This window comes from Flavobacterium sp. C3NV (assembly GCF_046825355.2).
GTDB lineage: Bacteria > Bacteroidota > Bacteroidia > Flavobacteriales > Flavobacteriaceae > Flavobacterium.
The window spans coordinates 12,372-38,601 of the sequence record NZ_JBKQBJ020000025.1 but is presented as its reverse complement, the minus strand read 5'-3'; the positions used below and the strand labels follow the sequence as shown (position 1 = coordinate 38,601).

Sequence of the window (26,230 nt, the reverse complement as noted above, 5' to 3'; positions counted from 1 at the left end):
AATCTTACAAAAAATTAAAGCTGTTTTTTTAAACAGCTTTTTTTATGCTATTTTTACAAAAAACCAAAACAACTGAACACTCGTAACTTAAGTTATATATTAATTATCCCAAGCAATCATTGAAACTATTATATAAAGTCATATTCTTCGTTTTTGTTTTGATGAGCTCATTAAAACAGTATGCACAACATCAGTCTAAGATGGAGGTGGCGGTTAATCTCGAGCTAAAAACACTGAATGTAAAACAGGATATTACCTATTATAATACCTCTAACGATTCTTTGATTTCGATTGTTTTGAACGATTGGAATAATGCATTCTCTGGAAAGAATACACCATTGGCCAAAAGATTTTCGGATGAGTTTTATAGAGGTTTTCACCTAGCGAAAGCTGCAGAAAGAGGAAATACTACTATTTTGAATTTGACAGATTCAGATAATATGGCACTTGAATGGGAAAGAACGGAAAAGAATCCTGATTTTGTGGTCGTAAAACTAAACCGAAAATTATATCCCGGAGAGAAAATTGATTTACATCTTGTTTATATTTCAAAAATCCCGAGTGATAAATTTACTCGTTATGGCTTTGATCAAAATGGCGGAATGAACCTAAAAAACTGGTTCCTGAGTCCGGCGCGTTTTGAAAATCATCGTTTTACGAAATCTAACAATTTCAATTTAGATGATATTGCAAATGCGGCTACCAACTATGAGGTCAACATCAAGATTCCGAATCAGTATTCGATTACTACAGATCTGAATTTGGTTTCGAAAGAAGAAACGAATTCATCTTTTAATACTTATTTTTTTTCCGGAGCCAACAGAACCGACTTTAATTTTTTTATCGAAAAGGAGAATAGTTTTGTAAACTATGACAATGGTTCTCTTGAAGTACTTACAAATCTTAAAAACAAAAAGCTAAGCGAAATTCAGAAAGCCGTTATTATAAATAGGGTTGTAAATTTTGCGAGTGCTTTTATAGGGAAATATCCGCACGAAAAAATCACCGTTTCGCAGGCAGATTATGATCGTAATCCGTTTTATGGATTGAATCAATTGCCTTCATTTATAAGTCCGTTTTCTGATGATTTTATCTTTGAAATTACGTTCTTAAAAACTTATCTGAATAATTATTTAAAGAATAGTTTAAAACTAGATCCAAGAAAAGACAATTGGGTTTATGACGGAATTCAGATTTATACCATGATGAAATACATGGACGAAAATCATTTAGATCAAAAGATGCTTGGGCGACTTTCTAAGATGAAACTCTTTAAAAGTTATAACATTACCAATCTTACTTTCAACGAGCAATACAGTTATTATTATATGCTGATGGCCAGAAAAAATCTCGATCAGCCGCTTGGAGATCCAAAAAATACCTTGATAAAATTCAACGAACAAATTGCCAGTAAATATCGCGCAGGATTAAGCCTTAGCTATTTAGATGATTATCTGAATCATGATATTGTTCCCGAAAGTGTACAGGAATTTTACAACCTGAATAAAACCGAACAAACCAATCGTTATGATTTTGAAAAAATACTAACTAAAAATAGCGCTAAAAACATTGATTGGTTTTTTACTACTATTATTGATTCTAGAGATATTATTGATTATAAGTTTTCGAATGTTTCAAGAACAAAAGACAGCATTCAGTTTCAAATTAAAAATAAAACCGACAATTTCGTTCCGATTTCGGTTTACGGACTTAAGAAAAATGAAGTCGTTTTTAAAAAATGGATTGAACCCAAAAACACGGATTCTATTTATGAATTCGACCGAAAAAATGCTGATAAAATTGTCCTGAATTACGATAATGAAGTTCCTGAATACAACCAGAGAAACAACTGGAAATCACTAAAAAGTGTTGTAATAACGAATCGTCCTATCAAGTTTAATTTTGCCAAAGACTTAGAAGATCCGTATTACAACCAGATTTTATACATTCCTACGCTTACTTATAATTTGTATGATGGTTTTACGCCGGGTATTCGTTTTCATAACAAAACGATTCTGGATAAACCTTTTACTTTTGATATCAATCCTGCTTATTCTATAAAGGCCGGAACAGTTTCGGGTTCATCAGCGTTTGTGTACAATCAATATTACAGAAACAGCACGCTTTATAATGTGAGATATTCTGTGAGTCAAAATTATTTTCATTATGCTCCTGATGCGACTTATTTAAGACTGAATCCTATGGTTCAGTTTAGAATTCGCGAAGAGAATTTTAGAGACAATCGAAAACAACTTATTATGTTTCGACAAGTCATTGTAAATCGTGAAGCAAGTCAGTATATAACCGATAATTCTAAACCCAATTATTCTGTTTTTAACGCTCGTTATTCGAATACCAAAACCGAATTGATCGATCATTTTAGTTTTATGACTGATGTTCAGTTTGGAGGAAACTTTGGTAAAGTTGCCGGAGAAGTAGAATACCGACGATTATTTGAAAACAATCATAAACTGAATTTAAGATTGTACGCGGGAAGTTTTTTATACAACACAACAAATTCAGATTATTTTAGTTTTGGTTTAGACCGTCCAACCGATTATATGTTCGATTATAATTTTTACGGACGATCAGAAAGTACCGGATTTTTTAGTCAGCAATATGTTATGGCCGAGGGTGGTTTTAAGTCAAAACTAGCGCCAGCCTACGCCAATCAATGGATGACAGCATTAAACGCCAGTTATTCGATCTGGAACTGGATTGAGGTTTATGGCGATGTTGGCTTTATGAAAAGTAAACACCAGAGTGAAAATTTTGTGTACGATAGCGGTATCAGATTAAATCTCGTTCCGGATTATTTTGAGCTTTACTTTCCTGTTTATTCGAATAACGGGTGGGAAATTTCTCAAAATAAATACAACGAAAAAATACGATTTGTGATCACACTATCGCCAAAAACATTAGTCAATCTTTTTACTAGAAAATGGTTTTAATTGAATAAATTTTAAAGAAAAACATGCGATATTATCACTAATTTACATTTTATTGTAAAAATAACTTAAAAAATATACGTAGTTTTTTGATTTTAAATACAAATAATTAAATTATATTTATTTTAAAGAATTATGATTATTGATTGTTTTTAAGTAATTTCGCAGTCTAACATGACCCCTCAAGATTATGATAAAAGAAAAAAACAATACTACACTAACATTTGAAGATTTCAAAACTGAGGTATTGAATGACTACAGAATAGCAGTTACCAGCCGCGAATGTAGCCTTTTAGGTCGTAAAGAAGTATTGACAGGAAAAGCCAAATTCGGGATATTTGGTGACGGAAAAGAAGTACCACAGCTTGCTATGGCAAAATCTTTTCAAAACGGAGATTTCCGTTCCGGATACTATCGCGATCAGACTTTTATGATGGCTATTGGAGAACTGACTCCAAAACAATTTTTCGCAGGTTTATACGGTCATACTGATTTAAATTTTGATCCAATGTCTGCCGGAAGACAAATGGGCGGACACTTTGTAACGCACAGTTTAAACGAAGACGGATCCTGGAAAGACTTAACAAAACAAAAAAACTCAAGCGCAGATATATCACCTACAGCCGGACAAATGCCAAGATTATTGGGATTGGCTCAGGCATCTAAAATTTATAGAAACGTTGACGGTATCAAAACCAAAGACAAATTCTCTGTAAACGGAAACGAAATTGCCTGGGGAACCATAGGAAACGCAAGTACCTCAGAAGGTCTCTTTTTTGAAACCATAAATGCTGCAGGAGTTTTGCAGGTACCAATGGTTATGAGCGTTTGGGATGATGAATACGGAATCTCTGTTCATGCTAAATACCAAACTACCAAAGAAAATATCTCTGAAATTCTAAAAGGATACCAACGCGACGAAGACGCGAACGGGTACGAAATTTTTAGAGTAAAAGGATGGGATTATGCAGAGTTGGTTTCGACTTACGAAAGAGCCGCTGCAGTTGCCCGTGAGCAACACGTTCCGGTTTTAATTCACGTAAACGAACTAACACAGCCGCAAGGTCACTCGACGTCAGGTTCTCACGAACGTTACAAAAATGCCGACAGACTGGCTTGGGAAAGAGATTTCGATTGTATTCGTCAGATGCGTTTATGGATGATTGCCATCAATATTGCATCTCCTGAAGAACTGGCCGAAATTGATGCCGAATTAAAAAAAGAAGTTCTTGAAGCTAAAAAAGAAGCCTGGAACTCTTTCATCAACCCAATTATCGAAGATCAAAAAAATCTTATGGCTTTACTGGAGCAAATTTCTGCTGCGAGTATCAACCATAAAGATAAAATTCAAAAATACATCTCTGAGTTAAGCGCTATCAAATCGCCTTTAAAAAAGGAAATGCTGGTAATCGCGAGAAAAATATTGCGCTTTATAGAAATCCCAAACAGCAAAGTTTTGTTGTCTGACTGGATCACCAATTATATCGAAATTACGCAACCAAGATTCAGCAGCAATTTGCATTCAGATTCAGATAAAAATGTTTTTTCAGTAGAAAAAGTACTTCCTGAATATGCTGATAATGCAAAAGCCGACCTTGATGGCCGAATGATCCTTCGTGATAACTTTGATGCTTTGTTTACCAAATATCCTGAAACACTAATTTTTGGTGAAGATGTAGGAAACATTGGTGACGTAAACCAGGGTCTTGAAGGAATGCAGGAGAAATACGGAGAACTTCGTGTTGCCGATGTTGGTATTCGTGAAGCTACCATTATTGGGCAAGGAATTGGGATGGCTTTAAGAGGTTTACGCCCAATTGCTGAGATTCAGTATTTAGATTATTTACTATACGCGATTCAAATCATGAGCGATGATTTGGCGACCTTACAATACAGAACCGTTGGTAAACAAAAGGCACCATTAATCATCAGAACCCGCGGACACCGTCTTGAAGGTATCTGGCATTCTGGTTCACCAATGGGTATGATTATCAATGCCGTTCGTGGTATTCACGTTCTCGTACCAAGAAATATGACACAAGCAGCAGGTTTTTACAACGCTCTTTTAGAGACTGACGAACCCGCTTTAGTAATCGAATGTTTGAATGGTTACCGATTAAAAGAAAAAACTCCCTTGAATTTTGGTGAATTCAAAACACCGATTGGTGTAGTTGAAACCCTAAAAGAAGGTGCCGATATTACATTAGTTTCATACGGATCGACTTTAAGATTGGTAGAACAAGCAGCAACCGAACTACTAGAATTAGGAATCGATTGTGAAGTAATCGACATTCAGTCACTACTTCCGTTTGACATCAATAAAGACATTGTAAAAAGTATCGCCAAAACAAATCGTCTTTTAGTAATCGACGAAGATGTTCCCGGTGGAGCTTCGGCTTACATCCTGCAACAAATTCTGGAAGAACAAAATGCGTACATTCACTTAGACAGTAAACCGCAAACCCTGGCTGCAAAAGCACACAGACCGGCTTACGGAACTGATGGTGATTACTTCTCTAAACCATCTGCCGAAGATATTTTTGAGAAAGTTTATACTATGATGAATGAAGTTAATCCTTCAAAATATCCAAATTTGTATCAATAAATTTAGATTTATATATAAAAAAGCTCCAAAATTTGGAGCTTTTTTTTATGTGCATTTTTGTCAAAATTGGAATTTGGAATTTACTATTTGGAATTTAAATTTTCAGGAGCTATTTCCTGCTATCCGCTCCAATCTTTTGTTCCATTTCATTACACAAAAGGATTTCCACTACTATCAGGGCTAGGGCACTCGTTTTCATAAGAGGATTTAAGATTATACATCACGTTTGTCATCCTGAGCGAAGCCGAAGGCGAACCAATTGGAACGCGAGCTTCTCCCGAAGTCTCGGGACGCTCAGCCTGACACACTATCAAAACATAAAGTAATTCAGCATATGAGATTGCTTTGTTCCTCGCAATGACAAAAATCCGTGTAATCAGCGTTTTCGCGCAAGCGAATCCGTGTCATCCGTGTGCCATTACGCGCAAACTAAACTCCTAAAATAGCGCGAGCCTTCTCTAAATCCTCAGCCGTATCAATCCCAATACCAACATGAGTCGTTTCGACCATTTTAATACGTTTTCCGAATTCCAAATATCTTAGCTGTTCCAGTTTTTCAGAAGCTTCTAAAGACTTCATAGGAAGGCTGTAAAAATCTAATAAAGCCTGTTTTCTAAAAGCATAAATCCCAATGTGCTGAAAATAACGAACACCAACATCTGTATCTCTTGGATACGGAATCACAGATCTTGAAAAGTACAAGGCAAACTGCGATTGATCTACCACCACTTTCACATTATTCGGGTTATTGATTTCGTCTTCATCTGTAATCTCACGCATTAGCGAAGCCAAATCAACTTTACGATCTTCATCATCTTTAAAGACAGATAAAACCTGTTCTAAAGGCCCAGCTTCTGTAAAGGGCTCGTCGCCCTGTACATTTACTACAATATCAACATCAAGGCTAAATATAGCTTCAGCAATACGATCACTGCCTGATTCGTGTTCTTTGATGCTCATAATCGCTTTACCACCATTCGAAACAATCTCAGCAAAAATCAAATCCGAGTCGGTTACTACAAATACGTCATCAAACAATTTTGTGGCTACCGTTGCTTCATAAGTTCTTAGAATTACGGTTTTACCGCCAAGATCCTGCATTAATTTAGCAGGAAAACGTGTTGAGGCGTATCGCGCCGGAATTACAGCTATTATTTTCATTCTAATATTTTTTAATTTATTTTTTTTCTTCGTGAATCTCTGCGAAAATCTTTGTAAAACTTTGTGTTATAATTTTACCACAGAGATCCACAAAGGTTTTCACAAAGATTCGCAGAGTTTGTTACATGATTTTTACTGAGGTCATACTTAACGAACCTGCCAGTAATTTATCATTAAACAAACTCAATTCTTCTGATTTTTCTTTTAAGCCTAAAGTATACAACAAAGGCAAATAATGATCCGGAGTTGGAATCGCAACCTGAACGGCTTTGCTCATTTTTTCGAAATCAATCAGAGGCTGGAAATTTCCATCCAATAAATAATTATTTACGGTTTCTCTGGCTTCAATTGCCCAATCAAAACCGTAATTGTCTTTGTCAAAATTCCTGAAATCAACCAAACGTAAATTGTGAACAATATTCCCACTGCCAATAATCAGAATTCCTTTACGACGTAAAGATTGTAGTTTCTGAGCCAACTCAAAATGATATTGTCCTGATTTAGTATAATCAATACTCAACTGAATTACAGGAACATTAGCTTCTGGATATAAGTGTTTAATTACACTCCACGCGCCATGATCTAAACCCCAATGTTCGTCTAAATCTACATTTACAGGTTCTAATATTTTCTTAGTTTCAACAGCCAGTTCCGGACTTCCTTTCGCAGGATATTGTACATCAAAAAGTGCTTGCGGAAAACCTCCAAAATCATGGATTGTTCTGGGCATTTGCATCGAAGTAACTTTGGTTCCGTTGGTAAACCAATGTGCTGAAACACATAAAATAGCATTGGGTTGTGGTAATGTTTTAGCCAAATCGCGAAAACCCGCCACAAACTGATTTTCTTCAATTGCATTCATCGGGCTACCGTGTCCTAAAAATAAAACCGGCATTTTATCTGTATTCGAAAACGTAGACGAAATCGAATGTAAATCGTTTAGTGTTGTCATTTTAAATAATTATAAACACGAATTTCACAGATTTTCACTAATGCTAAATCTTAAAAAATTAATTCGTGGTAATTCGTGACTCGAGCGATAGCGAACAGACCAAGTAAATTCGTGTTTATTCCTCAAAACTCTCGTCTTTAAATCCTATCAAATATAATTTATTTTTGGCACGCGTCATAGCGGTATAAAGCCATCTTATATAATCACGATCGATTCCGTTTGGTAAGTAAGGTTGTTCTATAAAAACGGTATTCCATTGCCCACCTTGCGATTTGTGACACGTAATGGCGTAGGAGAATTTTACTTGTAATCCGTTGAAATATTCGTTCTCTTTTACTTTTTGGAACTTCTTGTATTTTGTGGTTTCACTTTCATAATCTTTCATCACTTCTTCATACAAACGATTTGATTCTTCGTAGGTTAAAGATGGAGATTCACTTTTTATGGTATCCAATAACAAAACGGTTTCAAAAGGTTTCTGATCCGGATAATCGACCATTCTGATCTTTACTTTCGCAAAATTAAAACCGTATAATTCCTTGATTCCGAAGAGTTCTAAAACTTCAATAATATCTCCGTTGGCAATAAATCCGGCTTCATCGGTTTCTTTTAGCCAGAAATAATTATTCTTTACCACCATCAGAAAATCACCAACCGAAAGTTCACTTTCTTTAAATAAAATCCTCGTTCTGATTTGTTCGTTGTATTGATTCGCCCTTTTATTCGAACGAACAATAAAAGCTGTATCCTCAATACTGTAATTACTGTAAGCAGAATTTATAGCATCCTGAATATCATAACCATCCGTAAGACGGATAATATCTTTAAATCTTTTTACATCAAATTTAAACTCGGTAATAAAAGTATCTTTTAGTAATTCACGCAGTTCAGTCGCATTGTACAAAATCCCTGAGCTTTCTTCCTGACGCATTACTTCGTCGAGTTCGATATGCTCGATTTCTTTGTCGTAATGCACGGCTAGAGTTTGCACATCAAGCGCAGGACTTATATCTAAATTTACCGGAGGCAGCTGCGCTGTATCTCCCAAAAGAATCATTTTGCAATTGGTTCCTGAATATACATACTGAATCAAATCATCCAGAAGTGATCCGTTATCGTACAATTTCGAATCTGAATTGCTGTCTGAAATCATCGAAGCCTCATCGACGATAAAAATGGTGTTTTTATGTTTGTTTACCTGCTTGGTAAAAGCCACGCCTCCACCAGCAGATTTTTTAGGAAAATATATTTTTTTATGAATCGTAAACGCAGGTGTATTCGAATAATTGGCAATCACTTTTGCCGCGCGACCTGTTGGCGCCAGCAAAACAAACTTTTTATTAATATCTCCCAGATTGTTTACGATTGTCGAGATCACGGTTGTTTTTCCCGTTCCTGCATATCCTTTCAATACAAAAATCGTTTCGTTATGCGTATCAGTTAGGAAAATAGCAATTTTCTGAAAAAAAATGTCCTGTTTATAAGTGGGTGCAAAAGGAAATCGTTTTTGTAAAACGCCGTAAAAAAGTGATGAATTCATAGGGAAAAATTGAACTACAAAGAACGGGCTTTTAAATATCAATTTCAATGTCAAATTCAAAAATCAATTGCAATGGCAAAAATCAATTAAAATATCAATTTGGACTTTTTTCAACATATAAGTAATGTAAGGAATTTAAGTTTCTATTTTTTCTGCTAAATTAATATGAACTTATAATCCCTTACATGGTAAAGAAAATTTAACCGTATTTTAAAATCCAATTAAAATTGTTTTTCGAAATTGCATTTGTAATTGTTCCTTTTTAATTTGTAAGTTTGTAATCGCCTTAAATTCTTTCTTGTAAAACAGGTAACGAATTGTAAATCAATATGTCATTGCAAAATACTAACATCACTTCAAAAAATTACAAAAAGCTTTCTATTCAGGTTTCACTGAACGGATTTTCATTTTGTTGTTTTGATACTTTAAATAATACGATTACAGCTTTTAACGAAATCAATTTTGATGCTACACAAAAACCATCAAAAATTGAGGAATTGTACAGCGCCGCTTTTAAAAAATATCCGGAACTAAAAGAAACTTACGACGAGATTTTAGTTATTCATAACAACAATCTTTCGACTTTTGTACCCACCGCTTTGTTTGACGAAAATTTCTTAGGAAGCTATTTGCAATACAATACAAAGGTTTTTGAAACCGACTTTTTTACTTTCGATCAAATTTCAAATTACGAGATGCATTCGGTTTATATTCCGTACATCAATATCAATAACTTTTTGATTGATACAGTTGGTTCGTTTGATTACAAACATGTCAACAGTATTTTGGTCGAGAAAATTCTTGAAAGTTCTAAGAACAACGACCAGAAAAAAATGGTAGTCAATTTCAATGCTAATCATTTTGAAGTTATTGTGGTTCAGAATCAAAAATTGTTATTATTCAATTCTTTTGAATACCAGACTCCGGAAGATTTTCTTTATTATATTCTTTTTACAGCCGAGCAATTGAGCTTAAATCCGGAAAGTTTCCCGCTTGAATTATTAGGCACCATACATCAAAACGATCCGTATTATGCGATTGCATACAAATACATTCGCCATATTTCGTTCTTGGATGTAAGTACATTACAAGAAAAAAATAGCTTTTCAACTGCACAAAATCAAAAACATTATATCTTATTTCAATCATGAGAATCATTTCAGGAAAATACAAAGGACGACGCATTTTTCCGCCAAAAAACCTTCCTGTAAGACCTACGACTGACATGAGTAAAGAAGCATTATTTAATGTTTTGAACAATCATTTTAGTTTTGAAGGCTTAAAGATTTTGGATTTATTTGCCGGAACAGGGAACATTAGTTACGAATTTGCTTCACGCGGAAGTGCTCCAATAACATCTGTTGATGGTGATTTTGGATGCGTAAAATTCATTAAGCAAGTGTCATCAGAATACGATTTTGATATCGCTGCAACTAAAAGCGATGTTTATAAATTTTTAGACAATTGCAAAACCTCTTACGATATTATTTTTGCAGATCCTCCGTACGGATTAGATCAGGCGGCGTTTGAAAAAATTGTTCTTACGGTTTTCGAAAGAGAATTATTAAACGAAGACGGAATGATGATTATCGAGCATTCTAAATACACCAAGATGGAACACTTAAGTAATTTCTCTTTCCAGAAAAGTTACGGAGGTTCGTTTTTTAGTTTCTTCGAATTACACTCAACCGATGATGAGGAAGAACTAACCATTAAATTGAATAAAGCTACAGAAGACGACGAAGGTTAATTTTCGTCTGAATATAAAAAGCTCAAATGGAGCGAAATCGGGATTTTATAATACTTCCGATTTCGCTCCATTTTGCAATAATTCAAATTCTAAAACCACAGATTAAAAGATTAAAAAAAAATCTGAAAAATCTGCAAAATCTGCGTGAAAAAATATTATGCACATTGCATTTTAATTCACCCGGCCCGAGTTTTCCTCCATACTTTTCCCTTTAAATTCAGTTTCCTTTACTTTCCCAAAAGAATACTTTATTGAAATTGAAATCTCGTGTTCATCAACCAAATACCTGGCTTTTGAGTTGATATTATTAATGGTAAATACTTCTTCTTCATTTATCTTTTTAAATACATTATTGAAGTTCAGACTGCAATTCCAATTTTTAAAGAAAGTTTTCGAAACCGCCATGTCTACAATTGACCTTGCATTTCTTTCAAAAACACCTTTGTTTTGTTTGGTAATTCCTCTAAAAGCAAGAACCGCCGTATATCCTTTTGGAAGTTTAAATTCGTTGTTTGAATAATAATACGCATAGGGTTTTGAAGATAAAAATACCGCTGAAGCATCTTCAATCTTCTCTGAAACAAAAACCAAAGAATTGGTTGTTGTCCAGAATTTATACGTAAAAGGTAATTCGAAATCGAGAACAAATGCAGATTCCTTGTCAAAATTTACGTCTTTAAAAGTCATGATATTCAAATCCTTATCAAAGAAAAAACTATTATAAACCGGATCTGTATTTTGATAATAGGTTAGTTTAACCGATTTATCATGATACTGAAATATCGAAGAAATCTCGTTAACAATCGTAGGATCGAGATTAATATTTCTGGCATATAAAAAATACGGATTTATATACGTTGTTCCCTGACTTAAAGACGAATAATTAGGTCTAGAAATACTCTTGGCATAATTTACACTAATACTTTTCGTGCTGTCTATAGCTACTGAAAATTGCACTTTCGGAAAAAAATTAGTGTAGTTTTTATTGATCAAAGGCACTAAATCGGTTTTAAATTTTCCGTTTACATTGGTGTTTTCTACTCTAAAACCAAACGAGAAATCGACTTTTTTAATCTTTCCGGAAAGCTGACTGTAACCTGCCAGATTTTGCTCTTTAAAATCATAATGACTAATTTCATTTTCACTATTCTCATAATACATTATATCCAAATCTGATTTTGAATCTGCGGAAGCATACAATCCTCCTATTTCAAATTTCATTTCGTTTTTAAACTTTTTCTCAACATCAATTTTTCCCGAAAAAACATTGACCTTAAATTTTTGATCCCGAAGTTGTGCCAACTCAAACTGCGTATTATTATAATTATTTTCGACCTGACTCCACATTCCCTGATCGAAATTAGAGTATTGAAATCCTGTAAAAACCTGCGTATCTAGAGACTTTATCTTTTTGGAATAATTCAAGAATGAGTTTATAAAATTCTTTTTATTTTCATTATCACTATATGTCACAACATTATTTATTATCTCTTTGTTTTTATTATCAGTAATTGTATTGATAGGAAAAAGATCTTTTTGAAGCTTACTATTTATACTAAACGAAAAATAATCATCATCGTTTATTTTATAAAACAAACTACCTCCAAAAACAAATTGACGTTTTTTAGAATAAGCAGTTACATCATATTTAGAAGCAATTTCCGCATCCGGAATTTGATAATCAATGCTATGATTTTCCCACGGCTGCAGCTGATTGTAATTAAAGTTAGCTTTCCATTCGATTTTATTCTTTTTAAAACTGGTATTAAAACCAAGATAATTGCTGTACTTTTTCTTAAAAGAAGTAACCTCAGAAATCTCTGTTCTAAAACCGTCTTTTTTACTGAATCTTCGTGTAATAAAAATTACAGAACGACCTTCGGCCTCATATTTAGAAGATGGATTCTGAATGATTTCGATCGTTTTAATATCGACCACAGCCAAAGCATTCAAATCATTCATTCCTACTTTTTGATTGTCGATGTAGATTAAAGGATTTCCGCGGCCAACAACCAAGATACTTTCTTTATCTGAACTTACCTGAACCGTTGGTAATTTCGCTAATAAATCAACCGTATTCGGGATCGAATTATAGATAGAATTAGCCACATCAACTTTTATATTTCCGTTTGTATTGGTAAACGTTTTTTTGTTCTGAGTAACAACAACTTCATTAAGTTTATTCGAAATACTGTCTTTTGGCGTTTTATTTTGCGCATATCCAAATAAAGAAAGCAGGAAGAAAAACAAAATCAGGAAAATTTTCAAGGGCAAATAAAGGTTCATTTTTGGTTGGATTTAAGTTGTAATCCTGCAAAAGTGATTCTAAAAAAAGGTTCCGTAGGTTAATTGAAGGTTAATGCGGAGTTAATGTGCTGATTGTCTCTCAAAAACATTATTTTTGAATTGGGAATAGCCCACGGATTTTACGGATGGAACGGATTTACACAGGTTATTTTTATAAATCTGCAAAGTCTTTAATCTGCGTGAAAAAAAAAAAAAAAAAATCCGTGTAAACCAGTTTAACCTGTGTCATTCGCGAGCCAAAACAAAAACAACTAATGAAACAAAGAATCAATTTACTAATAGCCTTTTCTGTCGTTGCTCTGATCGTTTTATCAGCGGTACAATGCTATTTGGTAAAAACCACTTACGATTATAAAGTGGCGCAGTTTCATACCGAAATCAAAAATGAAATTGCTCAAATCTCTAATAATTATGGTGATATTGATTCGGTAATTGTTTCTAAAAAAGAGGCTCTTTACAAAGAATTATCAGAAAATTATATTCAGGGAAAAAATACCAAAATTGAGGTTAAAAAGTATATACTCGAAAATGAATACAATGATGTTTTAACACAAAAGATTCAGCGTAAGTTTAAGAGAGATTTACCCAACCTGAAAATAGATTTTGCGATTGTACTCAACAAATTTGTACTGTATCAAAACGCCAAAAAAATCGATACTATTTTCTCTGAAAAGCCTTTTATCAAAAACAAATTATACGGAAACCTGTTATCTTTAAATAAAGCTTTTTTAGTTCGAAATTACGTTGGAACTTCTAGCGGAACTTTCGAAAATAAAGATTATAAGTTATTGACTGAAGATTCAATGTATGTGTCTGTAATCGACTGGGAAATGATTATTTTAAGACGAATGACTTTCGTTTTAATTCTGTCTTTGCTTTCTATAGCAACCCTTATAACGCTTTTTGTTATTGCCATAAAAGCATTAATCAAGCAGAAAAAAGTAAACGAGATCAAAACTGATTTTATCAATAATATTACACACGAACTCAAAACTCCTTTGACCACTTTAGGCATTTCGACCAAAATATTAGAACGAAAAGATATCAGGGATAATGACGAAAGTTTTAATGCAATCGTTGACACGATTTCACGCCAGAACAATCGTTTACAAAATTTGATCGATCAGGTTATGGCAAATTCTTTGGCTGAAAACGGAATTGACCTGCAAAAAGAAAAAATAGAAACAGAAGATTTTCTATTAACCATAATCAATGATTTCAAGATTACGTATCCTAAAGTTGATATTAAAACCAATTTTCAAACTCAAGATACAAACCTCATTCTGGATAAGTTTTATTTGACTACGGCACTTTTAAACGTTCTCGAAAATGCTGTAAAATATGGTTCAAATAAGATTACGATAAAAACAAGAATGGTTCAAAATCAATTTTCTATTAGTATTGACGATGACGGAATTGGAATTGAAAAGAACAAACAATCACTTCTATTTGAAAAATTCTATCGTGTAGAACAAGGAAATCTTCATAATACAAAAGGCTTAGGTTTAGGATTGTATTATGTCGATCAAATTATAAAAGCGCATCAGGGCTCTGTGAGCGTGGTGAGCGATTTAGGAAAAGGAACTCAGTTTACTATATTATTAAAAGTTTAATTACCTTATTTTGAAAAGATTACTTTTAGCCGAAGACGATTTTGATTTTGCCGGAATTCTAAAAAAATATTTAGAATTGCACCAATTTGAAGTGATCTGGGCACAAAATGGCGAAATAGCTTTAGACTATTTTAAAAACCAGGCTTTTGATATTTGCATTTTTGATGTCATGATGCCAAAACTGGACGGATTTTCATTGGCCGAAAAAATAATCAACATCAATCCTGAGATTCCATTTATTTTTCTAACCGCGAGAAAGTTAAAGGAAGACAAAATCATTGGATTAAAACTAGGTGCAGACGATTACATCATTAAACCTTTTGAAGTCGACGAACTCATTTTGCGTTTGAATAACATTCTAAAGAGAATCGAACAAAAAAGAAGTCTGAACGGAGATAATATCATTGAAATTGGTTCTTATGTTTTTGATAATGAAAGATTAACCCTCAATAATAAAAATCACGTGCAGCAGCTCACAGAAATGGAGGCTTCTCTTATTGAATATTTATATCTGAACCATAATCAGTTATTAAAAAGAGACCAAATTTTAATGTCTGTCTGGAAAAAAGACGATTATTTTTCAGGACGAAGTATGGATGTTTTTATCAGCAGACTTAGAAAATATTTTAATTCAGATCCAAAAATAAAAATAGAAAGCACTCGAAATATTGGGTTAGAATTTAAAATAGAAAAACCTTGATCTCTCAAGGTTTTCTACTATATCTCTTTTGATTATTTTCCGATAACCCAACCTAAAGTAAAGTTAGTAACAGGGACAAATTCAGTATCATATTTGTCAAAATTTACTCCCGGTCCTAAATGTACCTCAAGATTGAATCTGCCTTTGTAAGTACGCTGAAAACCCCAAAGTGCCGCCAGAGTAAACGATGGATCGTAATTACCGTATTTTTCGTTGGTATTTAATGATTCAAAGTTGTAATACGCAGATGCAGCTAAAAAGTTCCCTGAATTACGAGCAGTTCTTTTTCCCTTAGCAGCTCGTTTTTCAAGATTATAGTAATGACGAAACTGCTCGTTGATCATAGGAAAAACATACCAGCTTGTTCCATAATAACTGCTATAACGATAACCAACTCCTAAAGTTACCTCAGAATACAGTGTGTTTTTAGCATCAAAACCATGCTCATAAACAAATGCGGGAAATAGCAAATTAACTTTAAATTGATTTTTAACTACCGAAACCGGGGCATCATCCTGCGCCTGAACAGCATTAATGCAAAGAACTGCCAAAAGTAAAAACAGATAATTTTTCTTCATGTTTGATTTTTAAATTGTTGCATCAAAAATAAGATTAAAACAATACAAATGAATTAAAAATCAAAATATTTTCTTACAAATAAATAGGTAGTAAAAATTTCAGCACGAAATAAACATACTGTAAATGATATAAGTTTTAGAACCAATTGTATAACTATTTAAATAACCTACGTAATACATTTGTAATGAAACATTTAAAAACCAAACATCATGAACCTAAAAAGATTTTTCGGAGGATTATTAACCATCCTCGGAATCGTTGGTTTGATTTACACTGCTGTTATATTTGCAGGTACTTCAGGCGAAACGCGAGACATTAAATCATTAATTATTTACGGTATACTAGGTATAGTGTTTTTTATGTCAGGAATTAGTTTAGTGCGCGCCACAAAAGATGAAGCTTAAACTTTTTTAAGACAATAAAACATTACTTATTTTTTCGTACAGCGGAGTTTTTACGCCATATTTCAAACCTTCTTCGACCACAAATTTTGTTAGCGAAGTTGCTTCTATTTTATTACCTGCCAAGTAATCCCTGTGCATAGATGAAGTCGCTTCTTTAGGCGATTTTTCTAGTTTTATAATAGTCTGGTTTACAATATCATATGGTAGTTGTAAACCTTTGGCTTTGGCTACCAATTCAATTTCTTTAAGCAATTCGACATAAACAGCTTTAGCATCAGGGTTGCTTAAAATCTGTCCAATATTTTGGTTTAAATATGAAGTGACAGAAGCCAGAGCCGAAATAAAAATGAATTTCTCCCAAACGGTTTCTTCAATATTCTCTACCAGATAGCTTTCGATTTTAGCTTTCTCAAAGATGTCTTGTAAATCATTCAATTTTGAAACCGAAGCAGTTTTAGATCCAAAAAACAACTTTTCATAAAAGCCAATTTTCCTGATTGTTCCAGGCGAAAAAATCATCGAAATAATATAAACACAACCTTGCAAAATATCATTTTTAGGAAATATCTTCTGGATACGTTCCGGCGCGTCTACTCCATTATATAGCGGAAGAATCACCGTTTCCTTAGAAATACATTGCTGTAATGAAAGCAAACTTTCCTCGATATCATAGGTTTTAGTAGCACAAATTAGATAATCTAAAACTCCAATTTCATCTGGATTATTCGAAACCAGTTTAGGATAAACCACAGTTTCTGAATCATCAGTAATGATCTTCAATCCGCTTTCTACGATTGCTTTTTGGGTTTCGCCACGAGCGATAAAAATCACTTCGATTTCATCAGACTTATAATATGCTTTCGCTAAAAGTCCGCCAAAATAACCACCTACTCCACCGATTCCTAAAATTCCGATTCTTGTCATAAATTCCAATTTTTAAATTTCAATTTTCAATACATTGCGGAGCTGCTTACGTTCCTTCGAGTTCGCTCAGGATGACAAAAATGATAATACAAATCCGTTTAAATCAGCGCTTTCGCGAAAGCGAATCTGTGCCATCAGCATGCCATTACGCAAAGCGATTAAATTCTAAGAATATTTTTTAGAGAATTATATTCGCGAAAAAAGAGTAGAGCGTTTCACAAATATATAAAAAATGCAGACCTATAAGCCGGATTCTGTCCCTGATAAATCAAGGCCTTATCATTTATCTAGATCATGTATTACTACATGACTCAAGCTACCTACCCTTCAACAACGGACGAGAAGCCCTTAAATGCTGATATACTTGGTATTTCACCGCATAGAGTTTACCTGGTTTCACTACAGCATTACCTGTACATACTTTCTGTTGCACTTGTCCTTGCGTTATTTCTAACACCGGCGGGTGTTACCCGCTATGCTTCTCTGTGGTGTCCGGACTTTCCTCCCTCCCAATAAATCAGGACGACGATAAGGCGGTCTGCGGTGCAAAAGTAGCGTTTTATCTACTAACAATAATCATTTTAAATTTTAGATTTTTGGCCTATTATCATAATGATTTAATTTTAAATTGGTTATCTTTAAAATCCATAATTTTAAAATTCAATTATCATGATTAGAATGTATCACTACGCAACTGTTTCAAAAGCTCTGGATCAATTACATGAAAAAGGATTTACTTGTGATTTTAATCTAAACTCGGACCTGATTAAAAAAAATCCTGAAAAATTTGAAATTGTACATGTGTATCGATACGAAGGGGAATCAGACCCGGGCGATGAGGCAGTTGTATACGGAATTAAATCAACATCAGGCAAAAAAGGCGTTTATGTAGCAGGCTTCTCAGCCGACTCAGATCAGGAAACGGCAAAATTTTTATTTGATTTAAGCATTAGAGGAAGATAAATAATAGGTCGCTGAGTGTAAAATAACTTTACACTCAGCGACATAAATAATCAAATTACAACTTACAAACAATCAATTTCTGTGTAAAATTGCCTTTTTTGTAATTGTTATCATCTAAATTGTAGGAATCGTTCCGCCATCAATTACAAATTCGGTTCCGGTTAAATAATTGGCTCTTGGCGAAACCAGAAAACCAACCAGCTCTGCTACTTCTTCAGGTTGTGCAGGACGGCCAAAAGGAATTCCGCCCAATGCATTCATCACACTTTCAGTCGCTTCTTCAACTGTACCATTCGAACTTTGGGCAATTCTTTCCATCATTCTTTTTGCCGATGTTGTCATGATCCAGCCCGGAGAAACCGTAAGTACGCGAACCCCTTTTGGCGCGACTTCATTCGATAAACTTTTACTGTAATTAATCAATCCAGCTTTTGCAGCCGCATAAGGCAAAGTCGAATCGTACAAAGGCAATTTTCCCTGAATCGAAGCAATATGAATAATTACGCCTGACTTTTGCTGAATCATTCCGGGCAAAAAACCTCTGTCTAATCGTACCGGAGCAAATAAATTCGCCTGAAAAGTTTGTTCCCAATCTTCATCCATCAAAGCTTCAAAACCACCCCCAGGAGTTTCTGAACTTCCAAGATTATTAATCAGAATATCCAGTTTGCCAAAATTTGTTTTTATTTCGTCAATTACTTTTGCCGCACCTTTTGAAGTACTCAAATCTGCCGAAATAAAATGCAACTCTTTATTCTCCGTCTCAGGTTTGTTTCTTGCCGTAATAATAACCCTTGCTCCGGCATTCAGCAATCGTTCTGCAATTGCTTTACCCGTTCCTTTTGTACCGCCGGTTACCAAAGCAATTTTGCCTGATAACTCATTATTAAAATTAAATTGTGTTTCCATTTGTTTTGATTTTATAAAGGCAAATTTCGGTAGTACGACCGGTTCCCACAATTACGGAAAACCGAATTGCATAGGGATAAATTTTTCCCCTATTGTGCAGTTTAGAACATTGGGTTAAATTTGTATTTATGTATGAAAGAAAAATTCCTTTGAACTTAAATTGTGGTCTGGACCTAATTGGTGAAGTGCTTTATGGCAAATGGAAGATCCGTTTGTTATGGTTCATCAACGAAGGTTTTCAGCGCCCAAGCGAACTGCAGCGAAAAATTCCTGATGCTTCCAGAAGAGTTTTAAATATCCAGCTAAAAGAACTCGAACAACACGAATTAGTATCAAAAATTATCTATGCACAAATGCCGCCCAAAGTCGAATATAGCCTAACCGATTTTGGAAAAACACTCATACCAATAATTTCTGCTTTAGGAAAATGGGGAGATGAAAACGAAAACCGTTTAAGAACTTCTATTTTAAAGCAACCTTTAAGTGATAGTGATGAATAATATATATTTTTAGGAGCTATTTCCTGCTGTCCGCTATATCTTTTTCTTGCTAAAGAAGCAAGAAAAAGGATGCCGCTTCCATCAGGGCTAGTAGGGTTTTAGGATTCATAAGAAGATTTTGGTCTATTTTGTCATCCTTGATGAACGAAGGATCACACTCGTATATCGCCAAAGTAATTCCGTAACCTTTGTCTTAGCACACGGATGACACGGATTTGCTTCGCAAAAACGCGGATTGACACGGATTTTTGTCATTGCGAGGAACAAAGCAATCTCATTTGCTGAATTACTTTATGTTTTGATCATGTGTCAGGCTGAGCGAAGTCGAAGCCCACGTTTCAATTGGTATGCCTTCGACTTTGCTCAGGATGACAAACGTAATGTATAATCTTAAGTCCCCTTATGAAAATGATTGCCTAGCCCCGAAAAACTTTAAAACTTACTTTTCAAATCCATTCTTCCATGAAGAATTCTAATGATTTCAACTTCTTTATTTGAAATAATCTGATAAAAAATTATGTGCTGATTCGATTTAAAACCCAACAATTTTTCTGTTACGTTATCGTATTTTTTGCCGAGACTAGGATTGTCGGCTATTTCCTGACATGAATTTAAAAGTAAAAGATAATATTTATCCGCCTGATTTTCTGACCATTCATCATAAGTATAATCCCAAATAGTAGCTAAATCGTCAACCGCTTTATTAGTTAGATAGTATTTAGCCATTTTTTCTCTTTGCTTTTAAACTTTCAAGATGTTTTTTGGCATCGAAGTTTTCGGCGCGTCCGCTGTCAATTCCGTCCTGAACTGCCTTCTTCAAAATAATTAGTTTACTTTCTTCTTCTTCTAAAAGACGTAATCCGGCTCTAACTACTTCACTCGCGTTTTTAAATCTTCCCTCAGAAAGGCTATTTTCAATGAAGTTTTCAAAATGATTTCCTAGTGATATTGAAGTATTTCGTCCCATAGCATTTTATAAATTAATTCAAAGTTACCAATTTTTGGTAATATTTAAACAACGTAGTAAATTTTAATTTTAATTTTATTCAGACTTATCATTCCTCACGAATGACTAAATAAAAAAATCATGTAAATCCGTGTGCCACTTCAATTCAAAACATAAAAAAAGTCCATCATAAAGACGGACTTTCAATAACAACACAAAACTAAATTATGCTGTTGGTATTTTTAGTTTCCAACCAGGTTGAATCAGGTCAGGATTTTTAATGATATCTCTGTTGGCTTCAAAAATTGCTTCCCAGGAAACCCCGTGCGCTTTTCCAATTTTAGATAATGAATCTCCACCTTTTACTGTATATTCAGTAGTTGTTCCTTCGGCCACTTCGATATTCATTACGACATCGGCCGATCTGAAATCAGGATCTATTTTTCCGTAAGCACTCCATAGTTTTTCTTTATCCTCTGCTGATTTTGCTGTCCCATCAACATACAAAACATTATCTTGTTCTCTTACCTGCAAATTTGCTATTCCTAAATTTGTAGCCAAATCTGTTAACTCTTTATATTTATCTTTTACACTCATGACTTCCTTATTTAATAGTTAACTTATTTTCTACCTTTTTAGGTTTTAGTTCCTGTACGCTTTTGATCAAATTTGGTAATTGATCTTTTTTGATATCTCCTGTAAGAGTTACAACGCCATCTTTTACAGTAGCAGTTACACCACTATAGGTTTTTACCACGTCATTTACCGAAGTAGTCAATACACCATCAGCATTAATTTCTACCGGAGTAGTTGTAGCTACAGGTTCCGGAGCTGGAATTTCGCAATTGTTTACTACCGTTTTAACTCCTTTTACTCCTTTTACAATACTTTCAGCGCTTTGTTTTATTGTTTCATCGTTACAAGTACCTGAAATAGTAGCAACACCTTTTTCTACAGAAACTTCAACACCCGGAAGAGCGCTAATTTGTGCATCAATGTCTTTTTGAATATCTGCATCTTTTGGACCACAAGCCACTAAAGAGACAGCAAGACCCATTCCTAATAAAATAGATTTAATTTTCATAATAGATATTTTTTTTTAGTTGATTAAACATTTAAAGTTAACGAATAAATCAGTTATATATTACAAAATAATCTTACATTTTTTATATTATTACCATTTCTTAATATTGAGGAATAAAAAAAGTCCTGAATTTTATGACTCAGAACTTTTATTATTTGACCTTGTTTTTCCAAACGTAATTTACCACTTCATAAAAATACTATTGTGCGACGATCATCCACTGTTTTGCTAAAATCTCGGTATAATCAACAATCGTACTGACTTTTTTTATTTTATAAAAAGTATATTCGGGCTGATTTTTAAGGATTGAGACATATTCGAAATCATGATCAGGTGCAAAAAGTAAAACTTCACTAGTATTTAAATCTAAAAAAGTTTCGTTTCCATTCGCTTCTTCTGCAATTCTTAACAAATTCGCCGTATCAATAGGAATCTTGTTTTCTTCTTTACATAAATCTAGGTAAAACTCATTCCATAATCCAATATCCTTTCTCAATTCAGAAGCAATAAAAAGAAAATTTTGATTGTCCGTAAAACGTTGTTCGTCATCCAGAATTTCAGAATATGATTCCTGAATACCTCCTATATTTTTAATTAAAATCTCCAAATCATTCGGAATATCGAATTGTATTTCTTCTTCGATTTTACAAAGCCATCCTGAGGTTTCTCCATTAATATTTTTCCATGTAAATAAATAAAATTTTGAAATTTCTTTATCTCTTTCCAATTCAACTAAATCGCTATCTGCTGTTCTTAAAAGTTGATATAAATTTGGAAATAACTTTGTGAAATCTTCAGAAAAAGTGATTTCTATATCATGAATAGAAATTCCATCACTTTCATTAAAAAACCACGGAATTTGAGAACAAAATTTCAGGAAATTATTTTTCATTCGTTTCTTTTCTTACTATTTATTTTAGCAAAATTTAATCGACTCTTCCAAAACAAAGTTAGAGACAATCATCATCCGTAAAGGCAATTTACACATTAAAAACTACTCATGTTGCGTCACATCATTATATTGCCAGAGCACATTTATAATTTTCCATTCTCCATTGGTTTTTACAATATGCATATAATCTATCCAGGCATCAGCTAATAGTTTTACAGATGCTGTTCTTGCCGAAATATCCAAAAGCTTAATTTCCTTTCTTGGATTTTTCGGGAACTTATCACCTTTTGCATTATAAGTTTCTGCAAGAATCACCATATTCTCTGTAAAGTATTCTGATATATAATCTTTTTGAGCGGCCTTGCTTCTAAAAACAGATCTTTTTACCAATCGCGGATGCAAAGCACTTTCCATCAATTTTGGGTTTGGAGTATGTTGCGCTTCAATATAAGCTAAAGCAACACGTTTGATGTCAATTGTATCTTGCGCTGTTTGAGCTTGAAGATTAAAAGTGTAAAATGCAATTGTGATTGTGATTAGTAATAACTTTTTCATTTATATTTATTTAAAATCGTTTTCACTTACTTTTTCATTGTAAAAAAGTTCTTCAATTTTTGCCGTTTGAGAATCGGGATCAACTCCAAATCTCATCGTTGTAAAGTAAGTGAGTTTTCCAAATGTTTTAAAATCTCCATAAACGACCGTTGAAAACGAATCTTTTTCGCCATTTAAAGTTTCGGATTTAACTAAAAAGGCAGTTTTATTATCAAAATACAGAAACACTGTTTTTCCGTTTATGCAGGTAGCTTTTATCTTGTCACATTTTGCTGATTCAAAATCCTCTGTTCCTACATATTCTAATTTGTACAAAGTAGAATCCAGGTAATCTAATTCGTTGAATATATTTTTCTTAAATAATTTGTCTTTAAAATTCTCCTGATCTGCCAGCGTTTTTTCGCCATTGCTTAAATTATAACCTAATTTTCCATCGTACCACGATTTAAAAACGACCCTTTGTCCATACACTATTTCAAAACTGCCAATATTGGGTTTCATTTCTTTTACCACCCAATTTGCATTCCGTCCCTCCATTTGAGTAACCGAATTTGTGTAAAGCGTATTGATACTTTTTATAAATTCTTTTCCCCCAATTGCTTCAAGTTCCTTATTGATAATGGCAACCGCTTTTTCATCTTGCTTTTGAGCATAAATAGAACTCGAAATAAAAGCGAAAAGTAGAACGAAATAAAATTTTGACAGGTTCATTTTAATTAGTTTTAAAGATTAGTTTTTAGAAAAAGTAAAATTGTATCGGATTAAAAATAACACATTTTTTATTACAAAATTAAAATCTCTTTTTTTATCACGGTTATTAGATTGATTGTCGATAATGATTGCGATCCTTCGACTTCGCTCAGGAAGACAATTGTTATGAAAAAAAAATCCCTAAAAATCCGCGTTTTCACTTTAGCGGAGCCGTTTTATCAGCGTTCTTTTTCATCACTATTATATTAAAAAATAAAAATTCAAATCCCTTATTGACTCACATTCAAAACAATCAAAATTCCCTTAAATATTTATGATTTTCAGATTTGTGATTTGGTAAATTTCAGCCTATATTTGCTATCGAATAAAAAGAATATGGAACAATTTGTAGTATCGGCTCGTAAGTATCGCCCACAGACGTTTAAGGATGTTGTGGGGCAAAAAGCTATTACCAACACTTTGTTGAATGCCATAGACAGCAATCACCTTGCTTCTGCCCTTTTATTTACAGGACCACGTGGAGTTGGTAAAACTACTTGCGCGCGTATTTTGGCTCGAAAAATAAATCAGCCCGGATATGATGATCCTAACGAAGATTTCGCTTTTAACGTTTTTGAGTTAGATGCGGCTTCCAACAACTCTGTTGATGATATTCGTAGCCTGATCGATCAGGTTCGAATCCCGCCACAAACCGGTCAATATAAAGTTTATATTATTGACGAGGTTCATATGTTGTCTTCGGCAGCTTTTAATGCTTTCCTTAAAACCTTAGAAGAGCCGCCAAAACATGCTATTTTTATATTAGCAACAACAGAGAAACACAAAATTATTCCAACGATTTTATCTCGTTGTCAGATATTTGATTTCAAAAGAATTACGGTAAAAGATGCTAAAGAACATTTAGCTGAAGTTGCGAAAAGTCAGGGAATCAATTTTGAAGATGATGCTTTGCACATTATTGCTCAAAAAGCAGATGGTGCAATGCGTGACGCTTTATCTATTTTTGACCGTGTGGTTTCGTACTGCGGAACGAACTTAACACGTCAGGCTGTAACCGAAAACCTTAACGTTTTAGATTACGAAACTTACATTAGCATTACCGATTTACTTTTAGAAAATAAGATTCCGGATCTTTTATTAGCGTACAATGATATTCTTGCAAAAGGTTTTGACGGACATCATTTTATTGCCGGTCTGGCTTCTCATTTCAGAGATTTACTGGTAAGCAAAACTCCTGCTACAATAGCTTTGCTGGAAGTAGGTGAACAAGCACAACAAATGTATGGTGTGCAAGCTCAAAAATGTTCGCAGGAATTTTTATTAAAAGGAATTGATATTGCAAACGACTGTGATTTAAAATATAAATTGAGTCAGAACCAACGCCTTTTGGTTGAATTATGTTTAATGCAATTGGCCTCTATCAGCTTTGATGGAGAAAAAAAAAAGTTGAGCAATTCATAATTCCCCCTACTTATTACAGAAATAGTGGATATTCTATTACTGAAATTCCAACTGCAAAAAACCAAGTTCCAAATACTGGGGTAGAAAACAATGCCAATCAAAATAGCAATGTCAATCAAAACGACAATGTTGCTGTAAACAATACTGTTGAAGCGCCGAAAGTTGAAACTCCAAAAGCTGAAGTTAGCAACGAACCTAAAATTTCTGCTTTTTCTCTATCGAGTATTCGCAAGAAAAAAGAGCTCGAAGCAGCTAGTATGTCCTACGTAAAGCCAACTTCTGTAATGCCTACGGAAGAATTTACGGAGACTGAAATGTTAGTGCAATGGAATAAATATGCGCAGCGTTTGGGTGACAAAGGGCACAAAATCATGCAATCATTACTATTGATTAATGATCCTAAACTAAACGGTACAGTTATTACTTTTGAGTTACCCAACGAAGGTTCTAAATTAGATTTTGAAGGTCAGATTCATGGTCTTTTAGGGCATTTAAAAGGACATTTGCACAATCACGATATTACGATTGAAGTAAATGTAAATGAAACTATCGAAATCAAAAGAAGTTTAAACGATCAGGATCGATACAATCGTTTAGTCGAAATTAATCCTAATCTTGAACTTTTAAGATCTACATTTGGGTTAGATTTAACTTCATAATTTTTAGAAGTCCTTTAAACCTATTTCAGGATATTTTTTTTCATTCAACTATATTTTTTGTAGTATT

25 protein-coding genes and 1 other RNA gene are annotated in these 26,230 nt (G+C 33.8%); 11 read left to right on the top strand and 15 right to left on the bottom strand.

Going from position 1 to position 26,230, the window contains the following annotated elements; translation table 11 throughout:
* The first annotated feature begins 200 nt into the window (after positions 1–200).
* A complete protein-coding gene (locus tag ACIDC4_RS23985; RefSeq protein WP_412045511.1) occupies positions 201–2,951 on the top strand; it encodes a gluzincin family metallopeptidase in 2,751 nt (916 codons plus the stop codon).
* 187 nt (positions 2,952–3,138) lie between these two features.
* Positions 3,139–5,553, top strand: coding sequence for an alpha-ketoacid dehydrogenase subunit alpha/beta (locus ACIDC4_RS23980; RefSeq protein WP_412045486.1), 2,415 nt, complete (start codon positions 3,139–3,141; stop codon positions 5,551–5,553).
* A 429-nt stretch (positions 5,554–5,982) separates the two neighbouring features.
* On the opposite strand, the gene kdsB is transcribed toward ACIDC4_RS23980, so the two are convergent.
* From kdsB to ACIDC4_RS23965, 3 genes are all read right to left on the bottom strand, one after another.
* On the bottom strand, positions 5,983–6,714 hold the full coding sequence (gene kdsB, locus ACIDC4_RS23975; RefSeq protein ID WP_412045487.1) for a 3-deoxy-manno-octulosonate cytidylyltransferase: 732 nt from the start codon (positions 6,712–6,714) through the stop codon (positions 5,983–5,985).
* Positions 6,715–6,835: 121 nt separating this feature from the next.
* The gene (gene ygiD, locus ACIDC4_RS23970; RefSeq protein ID WP_412045488.1) at positions 6,836–7,666 is read right to left on the bottom strand and encodes a 4,5-DOPA-extradiol-dioxygenase; all 831 of its coding nucleotides are present in this window, start codon (positions 7,664–7,666) and stop codon (positions 6,836–6,838) included.
* A 115-nt stretch (positions 7,667–7,781) separates the two neighbouring features.
* The gene (locus tag ACIDC4_RS23965; protein ID WP_230039577.1) at positions 7,782–9,206 is read right to left on the bottom strand and encodes an ATP-dependent DNA helicase; all 1,425 of its coding nucleotides are present in this window, start codon (positions 9,204–9,206) and stop codon (positions 7,782–7,784) included.
* Between the two features lie 329 nt (positions 9,207–9,535).
* Here ACIDC4_RS23965 and ACIDC4_RS23960 point away from each other — a divergent pair, with 329 nt between their 5' ends.
* Both ACIDC4_RS23960 and ACIDC4_RS23955 read left to right on the top strand, forming a co-directional pair.
* Positions 9,536–10,357 (top strand): DUF3822 family protein, encoded by an 822-nt coding sequence (locus tag ACIDC4_RS23960; RefSeq protein WP_412045489.1) that lies wholly within the window; start codon positions 9,536–9,538, stop codon positions 10,355–10,357.
* On the top strand, positions 10,354–10,956 hold the full coding sequence (locus ACIDC4_RS23955) for an RsmD family RNA methyltransferase (RefSeq protein ID WP_194619772.1): 603 nt from the start codon (positions 10,354–10,356) through the stop codon (positions 10,954–10,956). The genes ACIDC4_RS23960 and ACIDC4_RS23955 overlap by 4 nt, the downstream gene beginning before the upstream one ends.
* Positions 10,957–11,127: 171 nt before the next feature.
* Here the strand turns inward: ACIDC4_RS23955 and ACIDC4_RS23950 are convergent, their stop codons facing one another.
* Positions 11,128–13,242, bottom strand: a complete 2,115-nt coding sequence (locus ACIDC4_RS23950; RefSeq protein ID WP_412045490.1) for a TonB-dependent receptor domain-containing protein — start codon at positions 13,240–13,242, stop codon at positions 11,128–11,130.
* Positions 13,243–13,517: 275 nt separating this feature from the next.
* Here ACIDC4_RS23950 and ACIDC4_RS23945 point away from each other — a divergent pair, with 275 nt between their 5' ends.
* Positions 13,518–14,876, top strand: coding sequence for a sensor histidine kinase (locus ACIDC4_RS23945; protein ID WP_412045491.1), 1,359 nt, complete (start codon positions 13,518–13,520; stop codon positions 14,874–14,876).
* 10 nt (positions 14,877–14,886) lie between these two features.
* On the top strand, positions 14,887–15,576 hold the full coding sequence (locus ACIDC4_RS23940) for a response regulator transcription factor (protein WP_412045492.1): 690 nt from the start codon (positions 14,887–14,889) through the stop codon (positions 15,574–15,576).
* A gap of 32 nt (positions 15,577–15,608) precedes the next feature.
* Here ACIDC4_RS23940 and ACIDC4_RS23935 read toward each other — a convergent pair whose 3' ends face one another.
* Positions 15,609–16,154 (bottom strand): hypothetical protein, encoded by a 546-nt coding sequence (locus tag ACIDC4_RS23935; RefSeq protein ID WP_412045493.1) that lies wholly within the window; start codon positions 16,152–16,154, stop codon positions 15,609–15,611.
* Positions 16,155–16,364: 210 nt separating this feature from the next.
* On the opposite strand from ACIDC4_RS23935, the gene ACIDC4_RS23930 reads away from it, so the two are divergent.
* On the top strand, positions 16,365–16,559 hold the full coding sequence (locus tag ACIDC4_RS23930; protein ID WP_055096600.1) for a hypothetical protein: 195 nt from the start codon (positions 16,365–16,367) through the stop codon (positions 16,557–16,559).
* 6 nt (positions 16,560–16,565) lie between these two features.
* Here ACIDC4_RS23930 and ACIDC4_RS23925 read toward each other — a convergent pair whose 3' ends face one another.
* Positions 16,566–17,483 (bottom strand): ketopantoate reductase family protein, encoded by a 918-nt coding sequence (locus ACIDC4_RS23925; protein WP_412045494.1) that lies wholly within the window; start codon positions 17,481–17,483, stop codon positions 16,566–16,568.
* A gap of 227 nt (positions 17,484–17,710) precedes the next feature.
* Positions 17,711–18,028: RNase P RNA component class A (gene rnpB / locus ACIDC4_RS23920), an RNA gene on the bottom strand.
* A 124-nt stretch (positions 18,029–18,152) separates the two neighbouring features.
* On the opposite strand from rnpB, the gene ACIDC4_RS23915 reads away from it, so the two are divergent.
* The gene (locus tag ACIDC4_RS23915; protein ID WP_230039588.1) at positions 18,153–18,446 is read left to right on the top strand and encodes an SH3 domain-containing protein; all 294 of its coding nucleotides are present in this window, start codon (positions 18,153–18,155) and stop codon (positions 18,444–18,446) included.
* Between the two features lie 114 nt (positions 18,447–18,560).
* Here the strand turns inward: ACIDC4_RS23915 and ACIDC4_RS23910 are convergent, their stop codons facing one another.
* Positions 18,561–19,355 carry an SDR family oxidoreductase gene (locus ACIDC4_RS23910; RefSeq protein WP_412045495.1) on the bottom strand — a complete coding sequence of 265 codons (795 nt, stop codon included), beginning with the start codon at positions 19,353–19,355 and terminating at the stop codon, positions 18,561–18,563.
* 128 nt (positions 19,356–19,483) lie between these two features.
* On the opposite strand from ACIDC4_RS23910, the gene ACIDC4_RS23905 reads away from it, so the two are divergent.
* Positions 19,484–19,855 (top strand): winged helix-turn-helix transcriptional regulator, encoded by a 372-nt coding sequence (locus ACIDC4_RS23905; protein ID WP_412045496.1) that lies wholly within the window; start codon positions 19,484–19,486, stop codon positions 19,853–19,855.
* 432 nt (positions 19,856–20,287) lie between these two features.
* Here the strand turns inward: ACIDC4_RS23905 and ACIDC4_RS23900 are convergent, their stop codons facing one another.
* The 7 genes from ACIDC4_RS23900 to ACIDC4_RS23870 form a co-directional block, all read right to left on the bottom strand.
* A complete protein-coding gene (locus ACIDC4_RS23900; RefSeq protein ID WP_412045497.1) occupies positions 20,288–20,581 on the bottom strand; it encodes a type II toxin-antitoxin system RelE/ParE family toxin in 294 nt (97 codons plus the stop codon).
* Positions 20,574–20,822: a type II toxin-antitoxin system ParD family antitoxin gene (locus tag ACIDC4_RS23895; RefSeq protein WP_412045498.1), complete on the bottom strand. Its 249-nt coding sequence runs from the start codon at positions 20,820–20,822 to the stop codon at positions 20,574–20,576. Before ACIDC4_RS23895 ends, ACIDC4_RS23900 begins: the two co-directional genes overlap by 8 nt.
* 204 nt (positions 20,823–21,026) lie before the next feature.
* Positions 21,027–21,398, bottom strand: a complete 372-nt coding sequence (locus ACIDC4_RS23890) for a LysM peptidoglycan-binding domain-containing protein (protein ID WP_412045499.1) — start codon at positions 21,396–21,398, stop codon at positions 21,027–21,029.
* A 7-nt stretch (positions 21,399–21,405) separates the two neighbouring features.
* Positions 21,406–21,885: a BON domain-containing protein gene (locus ACIDC4_RS23885; protein WP_412045500.1), complete on the bottom strand. Its 480-nt coding sequence runs from the start codon at positions 21,883–21,885 to the stop codon at positions 21,406–21,408.
* Positions 21,886–22,084: 199 nt separating this feature from the next.
* Positions 22,085–22,777 (bottom strand): hypothetical protein, encoded by a 693-nt coding sequence (locus tag ACIDC4_RS23880; RefSeq protein WP_412045501.1) that lies wholly within the window; start codon positions 22,775–22,777, stop codon positions 22,085–22,087.
* A 102-nt stretch (positions 22,778–22,879) separates the two neighbouring features.
* On the bottom strand, positions 22,880–23,332 hold the full coding sequence (locus tag ACIDC4_RS23875; RefSeq protein ID WP_412045502.1) for a nuclear transport factor 2 family protein: 453 nt from the start codon (positions 23,330–23,332) through the stop codon (positions 22,880–22,882).
* Positions 23,333–23,338: 6 nt separating this feature from the next.
* A complete protein-coding gene (locus tag ACIDC4_RS23870) occupies positions 23,339–24,043 on the bottom strand; it encodes a hypothetical protein (RefSeq protein ID WP_412045503.1) in 705 nt (234 codons plus the stop codon).
* A 375-nt stretch (positions 24,044–24,418) separates the two neighbouring features.
* Here ACIDC4_RS23870 and dnaX point away from each other — a divergent pair, with 375 nt between their 5' ends.
* Entirely contained in the window at positions 24,419–25,504 is a 1,086-nt protein-coding gene (gene dnaX, locus ACIDC4_RS23865) for a DNA polymerase III subunit gamma/tau (protein WP_065449430.1), read from the top strand.
* Positions 25,505–25,761: 257 nt separating this feature from the next.
* A complete protein-coding gene (locus tag ACIDC4_RS23860) occupies positions 25,762–26,163 on the top strand; it encodes a hypothetical protein (protein ID WP_065449429.1) in 402 nt (133 codons plus the stop codon).
* The last annotated feature ends 67 nt before the right edge of the window (positions 26,164–26,230 follow it).